Raw genomic sequence first — 15,790 nt, forward strand, 5'->3', positions numbered from 1 at the left:
GAAGGAACAGCATGACAGATGTAACCGTAAAATCGCTGGCAGCAGAAATTCAGACTTCGGTCGATCGCCTGGTACAGCAGTTTGCTGATGCGGGGATCCCAAAGTCTGAAAATGATGCGGTGACCCAGCACGAGAAAGAAACCTTACTGTCTCACCTGAAGCATGGTCAGGCCGGTTCAGGCAAACTGACATTGCAGCGCAAAACGCGTAGCACCTTGAATATTCCTGGCACCGGGGGTAAAAGTAAGTCGGTGCAAATCGAAGTCCGCAAAAAGCGTACGTACGTGAAAGGTGATGCAGAGTCTGAGCAAGCTCAGGCAGAAGCGGAAGCTGAGGCACAGCGTGAAGCGGAAGAGCAGGCGCAACGCGAGGCCGCTGAACAAGCGCGTCGTGAAGCGGAACAGAAAGCGCAACGTGAAGCCGAAGAGAAAGCCAGGCGCGAAGCCGCTGAAAAGGCCAAGCGTGCAGCAGCGGAAAATGAGAAAGTGACTAATCAACCTACCGACGAAGTGACCAAGGCCGCGCAGTCCGATAAAGCACGTCGTGAAGCGGAAGCCGCCGAACTGAAGCGTAAAGCGGAAGAAGAAGCGCGCCGTAAGCTGGAAGAGGCTGCCCGCCTCGCTGCGGAAGAAGCCCGCCGTTTAGCCGTAGAAAAAGCGGCTGAATGGGAAAAGCCTGAAGAAGAGGATAAGGGCGACTATCACGTCACCACCTCTACGCATGCCCGCCAGGCCGAAGACGAGAACGATCGTCAGGTTGAAGCAGGCCGTGCCCGTACCCGCAGTGCGAAAGCTGCCCGTCCGGTGAAAAAAGGCAACAAGCATTCAGAAGCCAAAACTGACCGCGAAGAAGCGCGTGCGCAGGTTCGTGGCGGTAAAGGCGGTAAGCATCGCAAACCAAGCGCACTGCAGCAGGGCTTCAACAAGCCAGCGCAGGCGGTTAACCGTGATGTCATCATTGGCGAAACCATTACCGTTGCCGAACTGGCTAACAAAATGGCCGTCAAAGGTTCACTGGTCATTAAAGCGATGATGAAAATGGGCGCCATGGCGACCATCAATCAGGTCATCGACCAGGAAACCGCACAGCTGGTTGCCGAAGAAATGGGCCACAAAGTGACCCTTCGTCGTGAGAACGAGCTGGAAGAAGCGGTAATGGACGATCGTGATACCGATGCCGCACAGGAATCCCGTGCGCCGGTCGTGACCATCATGGGCCACGTTGACCACGGTAAAACCTCCCTGCTGGACTATATCCGCTCGACCAAAATCGCCTCTGGCGAAGCGGGCGGTATTACGCAGCACATCGGTGCGTATCACGTCGAAACTGAAAACGGCATGGTAACCTTCCTGGATACCCCGGGCCACGCCGCGTTTACCGCGATGCGTGCACGTGGTGCGCAGGCAACGGATATCGTTATCCTGGTCGTCGCGGCGGATGATGGCGTGATGCCACAGACCGTTGAAGCTATCCAGCACGCCAAAGCGGCGAAAGTGCCGGTAGTGGTTGCGGTGAACAAGTGCGATAAGCCAGAAGCCGATCCGGATCGTGTTAAAAACGAGCTGACGCAGTACGGGATCATCCCCGAAGAGTGGGGCGGCGAAAACATGTTCGTTAACGTCTCTGCGAAAGCGGGTACCGGTATCGATGACCTGTTAAATGCTATCCTGCTGCAGGCTGAAGTCCTTGAGCTGACCGCTATCCGTGAAGGTATGGCGAGCGGCGTGGTGATTGAATCGTTCCTCGACAAAGGTCGTGGTCCGGTTGCCACCGTGCTGGTACGCGAAGGTACGCTGAACAAGGGCGACATCGTTCTGTGCGGCTTCGAATACGGCCGTGTCCGTGCGATGCGTGACGAACTGGGCCGCGAAGTGATGGAAGCGGGTCCTTCAATCCCGGTTGAGATCCTCGGCCTGTCCGGTGTACCGGCAGCGGGTGATGAAGCGACCGTGGTACGTGACGAGAAGAAAGCGCGTGAAGTGGCACTGTATCGTCAGGGCAAATTCCGCGAAGTGAAACTGGCGCGTCAGCAGAAATCTAAGCTGGAAAACATGTTTGCGAACATGACCGAAGGCGAAGTGTCCGAACTGAACATCGTGCTCAAAGCCGACGTACAGGGTTCTGTGGAAGCGATCTCCGACTCCTTGCTGAAACTCTCCACCGACGAAGTGAAGGTGAAGATTGTCGGTTCAGGCGTAGGTGGGATCACCGAAACCGACGCCACGCTGGCAGCGGCATCCAACGCTATCCTGCTGGGCTTCAACGTTCGTGCTGACGCGTCCGCGCGCCGCGTGATCGATGCTGAAAGCCTGGATCTGCGTTACTACTCCGTCATCTATAACCTGATTGACGAAGTGAAAGCCGCGATGAGCGGTATGCTGGCTCCAGAGTACAAACAGCAGATTATCGGTCTGGCTGAAGTGCGTGACGTGTTCAAATCACCGAAATTTGGTGCAGTGGCAGGTTGTATGGTGACGGAAGGCAATATCAAACGTCACAACCCAATCCGCGTACTGCGCGATAACGTGGTGATCTACGAAGGCGAACTGGAATCACTGCGTCGCTTTAAAGATGACGTGAACGAAGTGCGTAACGGCATGGAGTGCGGTATCGGCGTGAAGAACTATAATGACGTTCGTGTCGGCGATATGATCGAAGTCTTCGAAGTGATTGAAGTTAAACGCACTATCGCTTAAGTCTTAGCGTTAATGATGCAATTTGGGAGGCCGCTGGCCTCCCGAATTATTTGGGAGAAATAAAAATGGCGAAAGAATTTGGCCGTCCGCAGCGTGTTTCGCAGGAGCTGCAAAAAGAGATAGCCATGATCCTGCAGCGTGAAATTAAAGATCCGCGCCTGGGCATGATGGTGACCGTTTCTGGCGTTGAGGTATCCCGTGACCTCGCTTACGCCAAAGTGTTTGTTACCTTCCTCAATGATAAAGATGAAGAAGCCGTACAAAATGGCCTGAAAGCGTTAAAAGAAGCCTCGGGTTATATCCGCACGCTGCTGGGTAAAGCCATGCGCCTGCGTATCGTGCCGGAACTGACCTTCTTCTACGACAACTCGTTGATCGAAGGGATGCGCATGTCTAACCTCGTCACCAACGTGGTGAAAAAAGACGTTGAGCGTCGTGGTCCTGAGGCCACGGACGATGACGAGGAGGCGTAATGAGTCGTCCTCGTCGTCGCGGTCGCGACGTCCATGGCGTCTTATTGCTGGATAAACCACAAGGGATGTCATCCAACGATGTCCTGCAAAAGGTCAAGCGTATTTTCAACGCTAACCGTGCAGGACATACCGGCGCGCTCGATCCTCTGGCCACCGGCATGTTGCCGATTTGCCTGGGGGAAGCCACCAAGTTTTCTCAGTATCTGCTGGACTCCGATAAGCGCTATCGTGTGATTGCCCGCCTGGGTGAACGCACCGATACCTCCGATGCGGACGGCAATCTGGTGCAGACCCGTCCTGTGACCTTCACTCAGGCAGAACTCGACACGGCGCTGGACAGTTTTCGTGGCGATATCATGCAGGTGCCTTCCATGTTTTCTGCACTGAAACATCAGGGCAGAAAACTGTATGAGTACGCACGTGAAGGCATCACCATCGAACGTGAACCCCGCCCGATTACCGTTTATGCGCTGCAGTTTATTCGCTGGCAGGGCAATGAGCTGGAGCTGGACGTCCACTGTTCCAAAGGTACCTACATTCGCACCATTATTGACGATCTGGGCGAGAAGCTTGGCTGCGGTGCGCACGTTATCATGCTGCGCCGGGTACAGGTTGCCCGTTATCCGTTTGAGAAGATGGTCACACTGGAGCAGCTCCAGGCACTGCAGCATCGCGCCAGTGAGACAGGTGAAGATCTGGCGCAGCACCTTGATCCGCTGCTTCTGCCAATGGATAGCCCGGCGTCCGATTATCCGGCGGTTAACGTTTCATCCGATGTCGCCGCGTACTTTAAGCAGGGCCAGCCGGTTCACGCCAGTCAGGCGCCAGCCCAGGGCTTAGTCCGCGTCACCGAAGGTGAAGAGGGCAAATTTATCGGCATGGCCGAAATTGCCGAGGATGGCCGAATTGCCCCCCGCCGTTTAGTGGTGGAGTATCAGAATTAAGTTGTGCGCTTTCCGCGTTGGGCATTTGCGTTGCCCTCTGGCGAAGAGTAGAATGGCGCGGCTTTAAAGCGGGATGCTGAATTAGAGATCGGCGCCCATACATTCATTTAACTGGAGTTTATTATGTCTCTAAGCGTAGAAGCTAAAGCAGAGATCGTTGCTAAATATGGTCGTGGTGCTAACGACAGCGGTTCAACCGAAGTTCAGGTTGCACTGTTGACCGCGCAGATCAGCCATCTGCAGGGCCACTTCTCTGAGCACAAGAAAGACCACCACAGCCGCCGCGGTCTGCTGCGCATGGTATCTCAGCGTCGTAAGCTGCTGGACTACCTGAAGCGTAAAGACGTTGCACGCTACAGCAGCCTGATCGAAAGTCTCGGTCTGCGTCGCTAAGTCTTAAAATTGGGTCGTCAGGGATGCCACTTAAGTGCGCTAAAACCCGACTGGCGATCTGATTTGTGCGAGTTTCATGAAAAGGGGGCCTTTATGGCCCCTTTTTTCGAGCAATGCGCAGCAATCCTGAGCAAACTCATGTATTGTTGTTGGGTGTGATCTTTGTTTGCAGAGGTTCGCGCGGCTAATGAGAGGCTTTTACCGCAGGGGCGGTTAAGGGTTGTCATTAGTCGCGAGGATGCAACGAGGATCGGTAATCAATGGCAGGCTCAATATAGCACTGCCCCGATGTTAAGGACTTTGATTTTGCTTAATCCGATCGTACGCAAATTCCAATATGGTCAACATACCGTCACGCTGGAAACCGGCATGATGGCTCGCCAGGCGACCGCCGCCGTGATGGTGAGCATGGACGATACCGCAGTATTTGTCACCGTTGTTGGTCAGAAAAAAACCAAGCCAGGTCAGGACTTTTTCCCACTGACCGTTAACTATCAGGAGCGTACTTACGCTGCTGGTCGTATCCCAGGTAGCTTCTTCCGTCGTGAAGGTCGCCCAAGCGAAGGTGAAACCCTGATTTCACGTCTGATTGACCGTCCGGTGCGTCCGCTGTTCCCGGAAGGTTTCGTCAACGAAGTGCAGGTTATTGCGACCGTTGTTTCAGTTAACCCACAGGTTCACCCGGACATCGTTGCCATGATCGGTGCTTCTGCAGCCCTGGCGCTGTCAGGTCTGCCTTTCAACGGCCCTATCGGTGCGGCACGCGTAGGTTATATCAATGACCAGTATGTACTGAACCCAACGGCTGATGAGCTGAAAACATCCCGTCTGGACCTGGTTGTTGCCGGTACACAGAACGCCGTTCTGATGGTGGAATCTGAAGCGGAAATCCTGTCTGAAGAGCAGATGCTGGGTGCGGTGGTGTTTGGCCACGATCAGCAGCAGATCGTGATTGAAAACATCAACTCACTGGTTGCCGAAGCGGGCAAACCGCGTTGGGACTGGCAGCCAGAGCAGGCAAATACTGCACTGATTTCACGCGTTGCGGCGCTGGCCGAAACCCGTATCAGCGATGCATACCGCATTACCGATAAGCAAGAGCGTTACACCCAGGTTGGCGTCATTAAAGACGAAACCATTGCTGCGCTTCTGGCAGAAGATGAATCACTCGATGCGGCCGAAATCGGCGATATCGTTCACAGCCTGGAAAAGAATGTGGTTCGTACCCGCATCCTGAACGGCGAGCCACGTATTGATGGCCGTGAAAAAGACATGATCCGTGGTCTGGACGTGCGCACGGGCGTTCTGCCACGTACACACGGTTCCGCACTGTTCACCCGTGGTGAAACACAGGCGCTGGTGACCGCGACGCTGGGCACCACCCGCGATGCGCAGAACCTGGATGAGCTGATGGGCGAACGCACCGACAGCTTCCTGTTCCACTATAACTTCCCTCCGTACTCCGTTGGTGAGACTGGTATGGTGGGCTCGCCTAAGCGTCGTGAAATCGGTCACGGTCGTCTGGCGAAGCGCGGCGTGCTGGCCGTGATGCCTAAAGCTGAAGATTTCCCGTATACCGTGCGTGTGGTTTCTGAAATCACCGAATCTAACGGTTCCTCTTCTATGGCCTCGGTCTGTGGTGCCTCTCTGGCACTGATGGATGCCGGTGTGCCAATCAAGGCCTCTGTTGCGGGTATCGCAATGGGCCTGGTGAAAGAAGACGACAAGTTTGTTGTCCTGTCCGACATCCTGGGTGATGAAGATCATCTGGGCGATATGGACTTTAAAGTCGCCGGTAGCCGTGAAGGTATCACTGCGCTGCAGATGGACATTAAAATTGAAGGCATCACCCGCGAGATCATGCAGGTTGCGCTGAACCAGGCCAAAGGTGCGCGTCTGCACATTCTGGGCGTAATGGAACAGGCTATCAGCACGCCGCGTCAGGAAATCTCTGAGTTCGCACCGCGCATTTACACCATCAAGATCAATTCAGACAAGATCAAAGATGTGATTGGTAAAGGCGGTTCTGTGATCCGTGCGCTGACCGAAGAAACCGGTACAACCATCGAAATCGAAGATGACGGTACCGTGAAAATCGCAGCAACCGATGGTCTGAAAGCGAAAGAAGCGATTCGTCGTATCGAAGAGATCACCGCAGAAATCGAAGTGGGCCGTATCTACAGCGGTAAAGTCACACGTATCGTAGACTTTGGTGCCTTCGTCGCTATCGGCGGTGGTAAAGAAGGTCTGGTGCATATTTCTCAAATCGCCGATAAGCGCGTTGAGAAAGTGACTGACTATCTGCAGATGGGTCAGGAAGTCCCGGTGAAGGTGATGGAAGTCGATCGCCAGGGCCGCGTACGTCTGAGCATCAAAGAAGCGACAGAAACCAAGCCTGAAGCTGTTGCAGCTGAGAGCGCACCTGACGCTGAATAAGTCTTTCCTGATTTGCCTCTCCTTGCCTGGCAGGGAGAGGCTTTTGTGTCATCGCGAGGGCGGGAATCCTTGTGCACAGCAGGCGGATAACAGGATGGTTGTCCCAATGTTTGTATTCGGGAGTGGGAAATGAAGCCTTTTTTGCGCTGGTGTTTTGTTGCGACAGCTTTGACGCTGGCAGGATGCAGCAACTCCAATTGGCGTAAGAACGAAGTTCTTGCAGTACCTTTACAGCCCACACTGCAACAGGAAGTGATTCTGGCTCGCATGGAACAAATTCTTGCCAGTCGAGCCCTTACCGATGATGAACGCGCACAGCTGTTATATGAGCGCGGAGTGTTGTATGATAGTTTGGGTCTGAGGGCATTAGCGCGGAACGATTTTTCGCAAGCGCTGTCTATAAGACCAGATATGCCAGAAGTGTTTAACTATCTTGGTATATACTTAACGCAGGCGGGCAACTTTGATGCCGCCTATGAAGCGTTTGATTCTGTACTTGAGCTTGATCCAACTTACAACTATGCGCATTTAAATCGTGGTATCGCCCTCTATTACGGCGGTCGATACAAGTTAGCGCAAGATGATCTGCTGGCGTTTTATCAAGACGATCCTAACGATCCTTTCCGCAGCTTGTGGCTCTACCTGGTTGAAAGCAGGATGGATGCCGACAAAGCAAAAGTGGCGCTTAAGCAGCGTTACGACAAAGCGGTCAAGGACCAATGGGGATGGAATATTGTCGAGTTCTACCTGGGCGACATCAGCGAAGCAACACTGATGGAACGTCTCAAGGCGGACGCAACGGATAACACCTCGCTCGCTGAACATCTCAGTGAAACCAACTTCTATTTAGGTAAGTATTACCTAAGTCTGGGGGAGAAGGACAACGCAGAAGCGTTGTTCAAACTGGCGGTTGCCAACAACGTGAATAACTTTGTTGAACACCGATACGCATTGTTGGAACTGGCGCAACTCGGCCAGGCACAAGACGATTTATCAGAATCTGACCAGCAATAGCTGACGAACTTTTTTGCCTGTAAAACCTGTCAAGTCATCATCTTCAGGGATGAGGGCTTTTCTGTTCGTCAAAACTTCTAATTTGAGCCGGTTCACACTTTTTGATGAAAATGACTGAAAGTTTTCACGACGAGTTATGTAGACTGGCCGCCGCAATCAACGAGGCACGTGTACTACATGACTGATATTCAAACCACTTTTGCAGAACTTGGCCTGAACGCCGAACTCCTTGAATCACTGAACGGCATGGGCTATGTCAAGCCATCCCCAATCCAGGCTGAGTGTATTCCTCACCTGCTGGCGGGCCGTGACGTATTAGGTATGGCGCAGACCGGGAGTGGTAAAACTGCAGCGTTCTCGCTGCCGCTGTTACACAACATCGATCCAACTGTTAAAGCACCGCAAATTTTGGTGCTGGCACCGACCCGCGAACTGGCGGTGCAGGTAGCTGAAGCTGTTACCGAATTCTCTAAACATATGCGCGGTCTGAACGTGGTTGCCCTTTACGGCGGCCAGCGTTATGACGTGCAGCTGCGCGCCCTGCGCCAGGGACCACAGGTTGTCGTAGGTACTCCAGGCCGTCTGCTGGATCACCTGAAACGTGGCACGTTAGATCTGTCTAACCTGCGTGGTCTGGTGCTGGACGAAGCCGATGAAATGTTACGCATGGGCTTCATCGAAGACGTTGAAACCATCATGGCGCAGATCCCAGAAGGTCATCAGACCGCACTGTTCTCTGCCACCATGCCAGAAGCGATTCGTCGTATTACCAAGCGTTTCATGAAAGATCCGCAGGAAGTGCGCATTCAGTCAAGCATGACTACGCGCCCAGACATCAGCCAGAGCTACTGGACGGCTTACGGCCGTAAAACTGACGCGCTGGTTCGCTTCCTTGAAGCAGAAGACTTCGATGCTGCGATCATTTTCGTGCGCACTAAAAACGCAACGCTGGAAGTGGCTGAAGCGCTGGAGCGCAGCGGTTACAACAGTGCGGCACTGAACGGCGATATGAACCAGGCACTGCGTGAGCAGACGCTGGAGCGCCTGAAAGATGGTCGTCTGGATATCCTGATTGCTACCGACGTTGCGGCCCGTGGCCTGGACGTTGAGCGTATCAGCCTGGTTGTTAACTACGATATTCCGATGGACGCAGAATCTTACGTTCACCGTATCGGCCGTACCGGTCGTGCTGGTCGTGCAGGTCGCGCACTGCTGTTCGTAGAGAACCGCGAACGTCGTCTGCTGCGTAACATCGAACGCACCATGAAGCTGACCATTCCAGAAGTTGAGCTGCCAAATGCAGAACTGCTGGGTCAGCGTCGTCTGGCTAAGTTCGCGGCAAAAGTTCAGCAGCAGCTGGAAAGCAGCGATCTGGAACAGTACCGTGCGCTGCTGGCGAAGATGCAGCCTGAAGAAGAGCTGGATATCGAAACGCTGGCTGCTGCGCTGCTGAAAATGGCACAGGGTGAGCGTCCGCTGATCGTTCCTGCTGATGCACCACGTCCAGCGCGTCGTGAATTCCGTGAGCGTGACGATCGTCGTGAGAGCCGTGATGCACGTGGTCCACGCGAAAGCCGTGATGGCGACCGCCCACGTCGCGAACGTCGTGACGTTGGCGATATGCAACTGTACCGCATTGAAGTGGGCCGTGACGACGGTGTTGAAGTGCGTCACATCGTGGGCGCAATTGCCAACGAAGGCGATATCAGCAGCCGTTACATCGGTAACATCAAACTGTTTGGTACGCACTCCACCATCGAGCTGCCGAAAGGCATGCCAGGTGATGTGCTGCAGCACTTTACCCGTACGCGTATTCTGAACAAGCCAATGAATATGCAGCTGCTGGGTGATGCTCAGCCGCACGAAGGTGGCCGTGGCGAGCGTCGTCCTGGCGCTGGTGCTGGCGAACGTCGTGGCGGCGGTGCACGTCCTGAAGGTCAGGGCCCGCGTCGTTTCTCTTCTGAGCGCCGTGAAGGTGGTCGTGAAGGCGGACGCAGCTTCAACCGCGAAGGCGGTCGTGGTCCACGTCGTGAAGACGGTGCGGCTGCACCACGTCGTCGTGACGCGTAAGCGAGCTAAGTCGTCGTAATAAAAAGGGAAGCCTGCGGGCTTCCCTTTTTTTGTCCTGCTTCTGGCTTATCCCAGAAGGGCGGCTGCTGCTTTACAGGCTGCGTGCAGCGTCCATCGCCAGCTTAAACGAGTGCAGACGGGCTTGCGTATCGTAAATCTGACCGTTAACCATAATCTCATCCGCCTGGGTTTCACGCAGCAGTGAAGCCAGTCCGTGACGCACTTTCTCGACATCCCCTACCAGCGACATGCTCAGCGCCTGCTGAACGCCATACTGTTCTGACGGCGACCACAGGCTGTCCATGTTCTCGACCGGGGCAGGCAGCGGGCCCGGCTTGCCACGGCGCAGATTAATAAACTGCTGCTGCATTGAAGTGAACAGGAAACGCGCGTCGCTTTCGCTGTCAGCGGCAACCACGTTAATGCACACCGTAGCGTACGGCTCGGCGAGACGGGCTGAAGGCGTAAAGTTCTCGCGATAGACATGCAGAGCCTGGAACAGCTGGTCCGGGGCAAAGTGCGAGGCGAAGGCAAACGGCAGTCCCATTTTGGCCGACAGCTGTGCGCTGTAAAGGCTGGAACCCAGCAGCCACACCGGAATTTTCAGGCCTAAACCGGGCACCGGCTGAACAGGTGGCTGCGCGCCGGCTTCCGCATCAAACCAGTCGATCAACTCAGCGACATCGTCCGGGAAGGTATCGGCCTGAATGCCCGACAGGTTGCGGCGCAGGGCCAGCATGGTGCGCTGATCCGAGCCGGGGGCGCGGCCTAATCCCAGATCGATACGGTCGGGATAAAGCGAGGCCAGAGTGCCGAACTGTTCTGCAATCACCAGCGGCGCGTGATTCGGCAACATAATGCCGCCCGAACCCAGACGCAGCGTTGTGGTGTTCGCGGCCAGATAGCCAATCAGCACAGACGTGGCGGCACTGGCAATGCCGGTCATATTATGGTGTTCAGCCAGCCAGTAACGTTCGAATCCCAGGGCTTCAGCCTGACGCGCCAGCGCGAGTGAATGGTGAAACGCATCACGAGGCGTGGCACCCTGAGGAACAGGGGCAAGATCGAGTACGGAGAGGCGAACGCTTTTTTTCTCAGACATGAGTACTCCAGAGTGTATAGCGCAGGTGTCATACCCTGCGCCATCAAGTATTGCGTAACATCCGCCATATTAAAACTTTTTACACTCGCCGTATGTTGCCTGTATGTGCCTTTCAGTCGCCAGCCTGCAAAACCATGCCCGGCAGCTTGCGCCAGTAGCCATTACAGTCCCGATTTTTCGCCAGATCCAGGGGGGCCTGCCCCTCTTCATTTGCGCGGAAACGGTCAATAAGGCTTAAGGTTTCCTCATCCTGAGGTGACAACCGCACGATATCTACATAGTTGTGCATACCAACCAGATCGTTCCCCAGGTTATAGCAGTAACCGCTCAGAGTCTGGATACCGTTCAGGACGAAAACCTGTTGCGATTCCTGTGAGAGGACCCGGCGTCCATGGGGATAATGAATACAGCAGGTTTCGCAGGCATCTTTGGCGCGATTCTCCGAACGTGCTGTAAAGCAGCGGGCTGACAGGGCCAGCGGCAAATGACCATAACCCAGCACCTCCACCTCGAACTGCTGGCGGATGCCCCTTGTCTCACACTGCTGGAGCAGCTCCACTAGCCAGTCGCGCGGCATTTCAACGGGCAAGCACCAGCGCGTCATGCCCTCTTTGACTAAAAGCTGCAGCGTATCGGCGTTATAAACATTGAGCGTGGGCCCCGCAACGAAGGGCAGCTTGCGCTCTGCCGCCATATTCACGGTGCCCAGGTCGTTGGCCTCAATAATAAACTCGCCGTTCTCTACATAGCGCTGTAGCTCTTTGAGCTCAGAAGGGGATTGCAGCAAAGCCAGCGTGCTAATGACCACCTGCTTCCCACGGGCTGACAGCATTCGTGCTAAATCCATCCAGGCGGCAAAAGGCGTGGCGCGTCGCTTGCTGCAGACGGCTTCCCCAAGACAAACAATGTCAGCGCTGCTGTCAGCAGTGAGGTGATAAAAATGTTCCAGCGTGGCGGTGGGCCAGTACCAGAGCACGGGGCCGAGAGAGTATTTCATGGTTTTTCCTCACTGCCAGTCACGATGATAGGCGCCTAAGGTGGTCTGCGTGCCTTCTGACAGGGCCCCCAGCGTTTTCGTCCACTGTTGTGCCACTTCAAAGTTATCCGGCTGAGCTTGACAGCGATCGATAGCCTGACGCCAGACGCGGGCGACATCGGATACGTAGGCAGGGCTGCGCTGACGGCCTTCGATTTTTACGGAGGCAATGCCTGCCCGCATCAGCTCTGGCAACAGTTCAAGCGTATTCAGGCTGGTGGGCTCTTCCAGCACGTGATAGCGCTGGTCGTCAACCTGATAACGGCCTTTGCACAGCGTGGGATAGCCGGCGCTTTCCTCTGCGCGATAGCGATCGATCAGCACGTCATTAAGGCGCACCTCCATGCCGGCCGGTGTTTGTTGCCAGCGAACAAACTTCGCGGGGGAGCAGGCGCCTTTACTGTTTGGCGATTCACCGGTTAGCCAGGAAGAGAGGTAGCAGCGGCCCTCGGCCATGATGCACAGGCTGCCAAAGGCAAAGACCTCCAGCGGAACAGGTGTACTGCGCGCCAGCTGTTTTACCTGATGAATCGACAGTACGCGCGGCAGTACCACTCGGTGCAAATTGAAATGGCGATGATAAAAACGAATGGCCTCAAGGTTGGTGGCGGAAGCCTGCACTGACAGATGACGTTCGATGTGAGGATAGCGCGCGGTGGCATATTCCAGCGTTGCAATATCCGCCAGGATCAGCGCATCAGCACCGCTGTCTGCCGCCACATCGATAGCCCGCTGCCAGCGCTGCATGCCGTCAGGATGTGCAAAGGTATTGATCGCCACGTGCAGCTTACGGCGATGCTGATGAAGGTAGTACGCCGCTTCGTGCAGTTTCTTATCTGTAAAATTCAATCCTGCAAAGTGACGCGCGTTGGTGTCATCTTTCAGTCCGACATAAACCGCATCGGCACCATTTTCGACCGCACTTCGTATCGCAGGCAGGTTTCCGGCCGGACACAGCAGCTCCATACTCAATCCTCTCGTGATGCAGATGGGGCACGAGTCTAGTCATGGCGCTTTGGGCAAATGTTGATTTAGGGCAGTGAAACGGTCATTGATGAGATAGCCTGGCTTTTTTTTAACCCGCTTACGATAGGTTTTATTGATCTCAAAGGAGGCGGGAATGGCACTCTATGGCAATATAGCTAAAATTTTTGTGACAGGAGTGCAAAACGTGTTCCAGCGGTTATCTGCCAGTTTAGTCAAAAACGGCCCTAAAATCCTTAGCTTACCTGCAACACTTGCTCCCTTCATATTGAAGAAGCAGCTCTTGCAACAACTCTTAAACTGGCAATTTCGTCATGTTTTAGCCGAAGGTGAGTTAGACTTTCTTCAGGGACGCTTTTTGGGGATTGAGATTAGCGATATTAATCTCACGTGGATCACCACGCTGGAAGGCGGCCAACTGAGGGTGTTGCAGCATGCCGAAGCAGATGTCTGGTTCCGGGGCAACGCCAATGATTTGTTGCTGGTAGCAGCACGCAAAGCGGATCCTGATATGCTTTTCTTTCAGCGCCGACTGCTGATCGAAGGGGATACGGAACTGGGACTGGAGGTTAAGAACGTAATGGATGCAATTGAACTCAACACCATGCCCAAGGGGTTACGTACCGCCATTCAACAGATGGCCGCAATCGTGGAGACAACAATGCAACAGGACGCGAAAGCCGCACAGGCACGCGCGGGTGTCTCATGTTAATACGCACAGAAATTGGCGTGGATGCCGCCGGTATCGATGCATTACTGCGACGCTGTTTTCCCACCTCAGCCGAAGCCGAGTTGACTCAGGCCCTGCGTGAAGACGGGCTGCTAACGCTGGGCGTCGTCGCCACAGACGATGAAGGGCAGGTGCTGGGCTATGCCGCCTTCAGCCCGGTTACCCTGCAGGGGGAAGATCGCAACTGGGTCGGACTGGCTCCGCTGGCCGTGGATGAAAGCCTACGTGGGCAGGGCATAGCGAAACAGTTGGTCTACGAAGGTCTGGATACGCTGAATGAGTTTGGCTACAGCGCCGTTGTGGTAAGGGGCGATCCCGCATTGTATCACCACCTGGGTTTCGAGCCCGCAGCACGGCATGGGTTGCACTGCCGCTGGCCGGATAGCGAAGCCTCTTTCCTGGTGTACCCTCTGGCAGACAACGCGTTTGACGGGGCCGAAGGGCGCATTGAGTATTCCGCGCCTTTTAATCCACTGCCGTGAGCCAGGCGGCAAGGCTTACGGGTTGCTCGGCAACCAACTGTAGTTTTCGTTGACGGGTCAGTTGCTTAACCTGGTACTCCAGCGCGGAAGCCTGCGACCGGTCGCCCGCCGCGCAGGCATAGACCAGCGCCAACGGGCCCTTACCGCGCAGGGCACGCGCCCCGCGCCCACAGGCATGTTGTCCAAGGCGGCGCGCAACGTCGGTTGTGATGCCGGTATACAGCATGCCTGCGGCCGTTTGTATCAGGTAAAGTTGCCAGTGCTGACTCATAATGTGTTCCAGAAATGCCCGTCCGGCAGTGTAGCGCGCTTCTTTGCGCCGTGCTATCCGTCGCCCTTACCCGGAGTTGATTGTGTCTGACCTTGCCCATCTTGTTCGCTACCTGAAAAAGCAGCATGTGCTGTCCCTGTGCTGCTGTGCTGACGATGATCTGTGGTGTGCAAACTGCTACTACGTGTTTGATGAATTACGCATGGCTTTCTGGCTCATGACGGAGTCGGATACGCGTCATGGCCTGTTAGCAATGAAAAATAACCGCGTGGCGGGGACAATCAATGGACAGCCGAAGACGGTACTGCTGATAAAAGGCGTGCAGTATCGGGGTCATATCCGGCCGCTCAGCGAAGAAGACGCGTCTGAGGCGCGCACCGCGTACCAGCGTCGCTTCCCGGTTTCGCGCAAGGTTTCTGCGCCCCTGTGGGAAATTACGCTTGATGAGCTGAAAATGACCGACAATGTGCTGGGTTTCGGCAAAAAAATTGTCTGGCAACGCGAGGCGTAAATAAAGCGCCCCCTTCCTGGCGGAAAAGGGCGTGGGCCGTTACAGTGCCTGCAGAATACGCAGGGACTCGCGGTTAAAGGCAGGCAGATCCGCCGGCGTACGGCTGGTGACCAGCTTGTCACCGTCAACCACCACTTCCTCATCACGGAAGTCGGCACCCGCATTGATCAGGTCGATCGCAATGGCCTTCACGCTGGTCATTTTACGACCGCGAACGCCGTTGGCGCTGATCAGCAGTTGTGGCCCGTGGCAGATAGCAAAGATGGGTTTGCCGCTGGCCACAAAGTCTTTGGTAAAGGCAACAAAGCGGTCGTCACCGCGCAGTGCATCCGGCGAGTGTCCACCCGGTAGCAGCAGTGCGTCAAATTCCGCCGGGCTAACGTCGTCGATGCTGCGATCGATGGTGACTTCAGCATCGCCCTGTTTGCCCTTCACGGTTTTACCCGCCTGTTCCTCAATGGTAACCACCTCATAGCCTGCACGTTTGTAGACTTCGGCTGGCGAGGTAAACTCAGAGTCTTCAAATTCATCGGTGATCAGAACCGCAATTCTGGTGCTCATCTATACTCTCCTTTAGGCATGTCAGGCGCATACTGCGCTATCCTGATGACCTGTTAAGCCTGGTTGTCGATTCTGAGAACGCAAGCC

At 55.0% G+C, this 15,790-nt stretch carries 15 protein-coding genes; 10 read left to right on the forward strand and 5 right to left on the reverse strand.

From position 1 onward, the window contains the following. Positions 1-11: 11 nt before the first annotated feature. The 7 genes from infB (at position 12) to QLG08_RS14970 (ending at position 10,026) form a co-directional block, all read left to right on the forward strand. Positions 12-2,696, forward strand: a complete 2,685-nt coding sequence (infB, locus tag QLG08_RS14940) for a translation initiation factor IF-2 (RefSeq protein ID WP_013024353.1) — start codon at positions 12-14, stop codon at positions 2,694-2,696. Positions 2,697-2,761: 65 nt separating this feature from the next. Next, entirely contained in the window at positions 2,762-3,169 is a 408-nt protein-coding gene (gene rbfA, locus QLG08_RS14945) for a 30S ribosome-binding factor RbfA (RefSeq protein ID WP_014606748.1), read from the forward strand. Further along, positions 3,169-4,113, forward strand: a complete 945-nt coding sequence (truB, locus tag QLG08_RS14950) for a tRNA pseudouridine(55) synthase TruB (RefSeq protein ID WP_015701095.1) — start codon at positions 3,169-3,171, stop codon at positions 4,111-4,113. The genes rbfA and truB overlap by 1 nt, the downstream gene beginning before the upstream one ends. A gap of 123 nt (positions 4,114-4,236) precedes the next feature. After that, positions 4,237-4,506, forward strand: coding sequence for a 30S ribosomal protein S15 (gene rpsO, locus QLG08_RS14955; protein ID WP_006121766.1), 270 nt, complete (start codon positions 4,237-4,239; stop codon positions 4,504-4,506). 306 nt (positions 4,507-4,812) lie between these two features. Then, positions 4,813-6,942, forward strand: a complete 2,130-nt coding sequence (pnp, locus tag QLG08_RS14960; RefSeq protein WP_014606747.1) for a polyribonucleotide nucleotidyltransferase — start codon at positions 4,813-4,815, stop codon at positions 6,940-6,942. Positions 6,943-7,071: 129 nt separating this feature from the next. Beyond that, complete coding sequence (gene nlpI, locus QLG08_RS14965) at positions 7,072-7,956, forward strand: lipoprotein NlpI (protein WP_013024357.1); 885 nt, start codon at positions 7,072-7,074, stop codon at positions 7,954-7,956. A gap of 177 nt (positions 7,957-8,133) precedes the next feature. Beyond that, positions 8,134-10,026, forward strand: a complete 1,893-nt coding sequence (locus QLG08_RS14970) for a DEAD/DEAH family ATP-dependent RNA helicase (protein ID WP_014595165.1) — start codon at positions 8,134-8,136, stop codon at positions 10,024-10,026. A gap of 91 nt (positions 10,027-10,117) precedes the next feature. Here the strand turns inward: QLG08_RS14970 and QLG08_RS14975 are convergent, their stop codons facing one another. The 3 genes from QLG08_RS14975 to QLG08_RS14985 all read right to left on the reverse strand — a co-directional run bounded on the left by QLG08_RS14975 (position 10,118) and on the right by QLG08_RS14985 (position 13,130). Next, a complete protein-coding gene (locus QLG08_RS14975) occupies positions 10,118-11,128 on the reverse strand; it encodes a luciferase-like monooxygenase (protein ID WP_014606746.1) in 1,011 nt (336 codons plus the stop codon). 112 nt (positions 11,129-11,240) lie between these two features. Then, a complete protein-coding gene (locus tag QLG08_RS14980) occupies positions 11,241-12,125 on the reverse strand; it encodes a U32 family peptidase (protein ID WP_013024360.1) in 885 nt (294 codons plus the stop codon). A 9-nt stretch (positions 12,126-12,134) separates the two neighbouring features. Continuing rightward, positions 12,135-13,130 (reverse strand): peptidase U32 family protein, encoded by a 996-nt coding sequence (locus QLG08_RS14985; RefSeq protein ID WP_014595166.1) that lies wholly within the window; start codon positions 13,128-13,130, stop codon positions 12,135-12,137. Positions 13,131-13,284: 154 nt separating this feature from the next. Here QLG08_RS14985 and QLG08_RS14990 point away from each other — a divergent pair, with 154 nt between their 5' ends. Further along, positions 13,285-13,860 (forward strand): SCP2 sterol-binding domain-containing protein, encoded by a 576-nt coding sequence (locus tag QLG08_RS14990; RefSeq protein ID WP_014595167.1) that lies wholly within the window; start codon positions 13,285-13,287, stop codon positions 13,858-13,860. Next, positions 13,854-14,360, forward strand: coding sequence for an N-acetyltransferase (locus QLG08_RS14995; protein ID WP_072404344.1), 507 nt, complete (start codon positions 13,854-13,856; stop codon positions 14,358-14,360). Before QLG08_RS14990 ends, QLG08_RS14995 begins: the two co-directional genes overlap by 7 nt. Here QLG08_RS14995 and QLG08_RS15000 read toward each other — a convergent pair. Next, entirely contained in the window at positions 14,344-14,631 is a 288-nt protein-coding gene (locus tag QLG08_RS15000) for a GIY-YIG nuclease family protein (protein WP_015701091.1), read from the reverse strand. The two genes, QLG08_RS14995 and QLG08_RS15000, sit on opposite strands and share 17 nt — an antisense overlap. A gap of 82 nt (positions 14,632-14,713) precedes the next feature. On the opposite strand from QLG08_RS15000, the gene QLG08_RS15005 reads away from it, so the two are divergent. Continuing rightward, entirely contained in the window at positions 14,714-15,142 is a 429-nt protein-coding gene (locus QLG08_RS15005) for a YhbP family protein (RefSeq protein WP_238493267.1), read from the forward strand. Positions 15,143-15,181: 39 nt separating this feature from the next. Here the strand turns inward: QLG08_RS15005 and QLG08_RS15010 are convergent, their stop codons facing one another. Next, a complete protein-coding gene (locus QLG08_RS15010) occupies positions 15,182-15,703 on the reverse strand; it encodes a type 1 glutamine amidotransferase domain-containing protein (protein ID WP_013024366.1) in 522 nt (173 codons plus the stop codon). Positions 15,704-15,790: the final 87 nt, after the last annotated feature.

Source organism: Pantoea sp. V106_11 (genome assembly GCF_029967885.1).
Taxonomy (GTDB): Bacteria; Pseudomonadota; Gammaproteobacteria; order Enterobacterales; family Enterobacteriaceae; genus Pantoea; species Pantoea ananatis.

Coding starts and splice junctions, on each gene's coding strand:
- infB (WP_013024353.1), top strand. CDS start 12: ATGACAGATGTAACCGTAAAATCGCTGGCAGCAGAAATTCAGACTTCG.
- rbfA (WP_014606748.1), top strand. CDS start 2,762: ATGGCGAAAGAATTTGGCCGTCCGCAGCGTGTTTCGCAGGAGCTGCAA.
- truB (WP_015701095.1), top strand. CDS start 3,169: ATGAGTCGTCCTCGTCGTCGCGGTCGCGACGTCCATGGCGTCTTATTG.
- rpsO (WP_006121766.1), top strand. CDS start 4,237: ATGTCTCTAAGCGTAGAAGCTAAAGCAGAGATCGTTGCTAAATATGGT.
- nlpI (WP_013024357.1), top strand. CDS start 7,072: ATGAAGCCTTTTTTGCGCTGGTGTTTTGTTGCGACAGCTTTGACGCTG.
- QLG08_RS14970 (WP_014595165.1), top strand. CDS start 8,134: ATGACTGATATTCAAACCACTTTTGCAGAACTTGGCCTGAACGCCGAA.
- QLG08_RS14975 (WP_014606746.1), bottom strand. CDS start 11,128: ATGTCTGAGAAAAAAAGCGTTCGCCTCTCCGTACTCGATCTTGCCCCT.
- QLG08_RS14980 (WP_013024360.1), bottom strand. CDS start 12,125: ATGAAATACTCTCTCGGCCCCGTGCTCTGGTACTGGCCCACCGCCACG.
- QLG08_RS14985 (WP_014595166.1), bottom strand. CDS start 13,130: ATGGAGCTGCTGTGTCCGGCCGGAAACCTGCCTGCGATACGAAGTGCG.
- QLG08_RS14990 (WP_014595167.1), top strand. CDS start 13,285: ATGGCACTCTATGGCAATATAGCTAAAATTTTTGTGACAGGAGTGCAA.
- QLG08_RS14995 (WP_072404344.1), top strand. CDS start 13,854: ATGTTAATACGCACAGAAATTGGCGTGGATGCCGCCGGTATCGATGCA.
- QLG08_RS15000 (WP_015701091.1), bottom strand. CDS start 14,631: ATGAGTCAGCACTGGCAACTTTACCTGATACAAACGGCCGCAGGCATG.
- QLG08_RS15010 (WP_013024366.1), bottom strand. CDS start 15,703: ATGAGCACCAGAATTGCGGTTCTGATCACCGATGAATTTGAAGACTCT.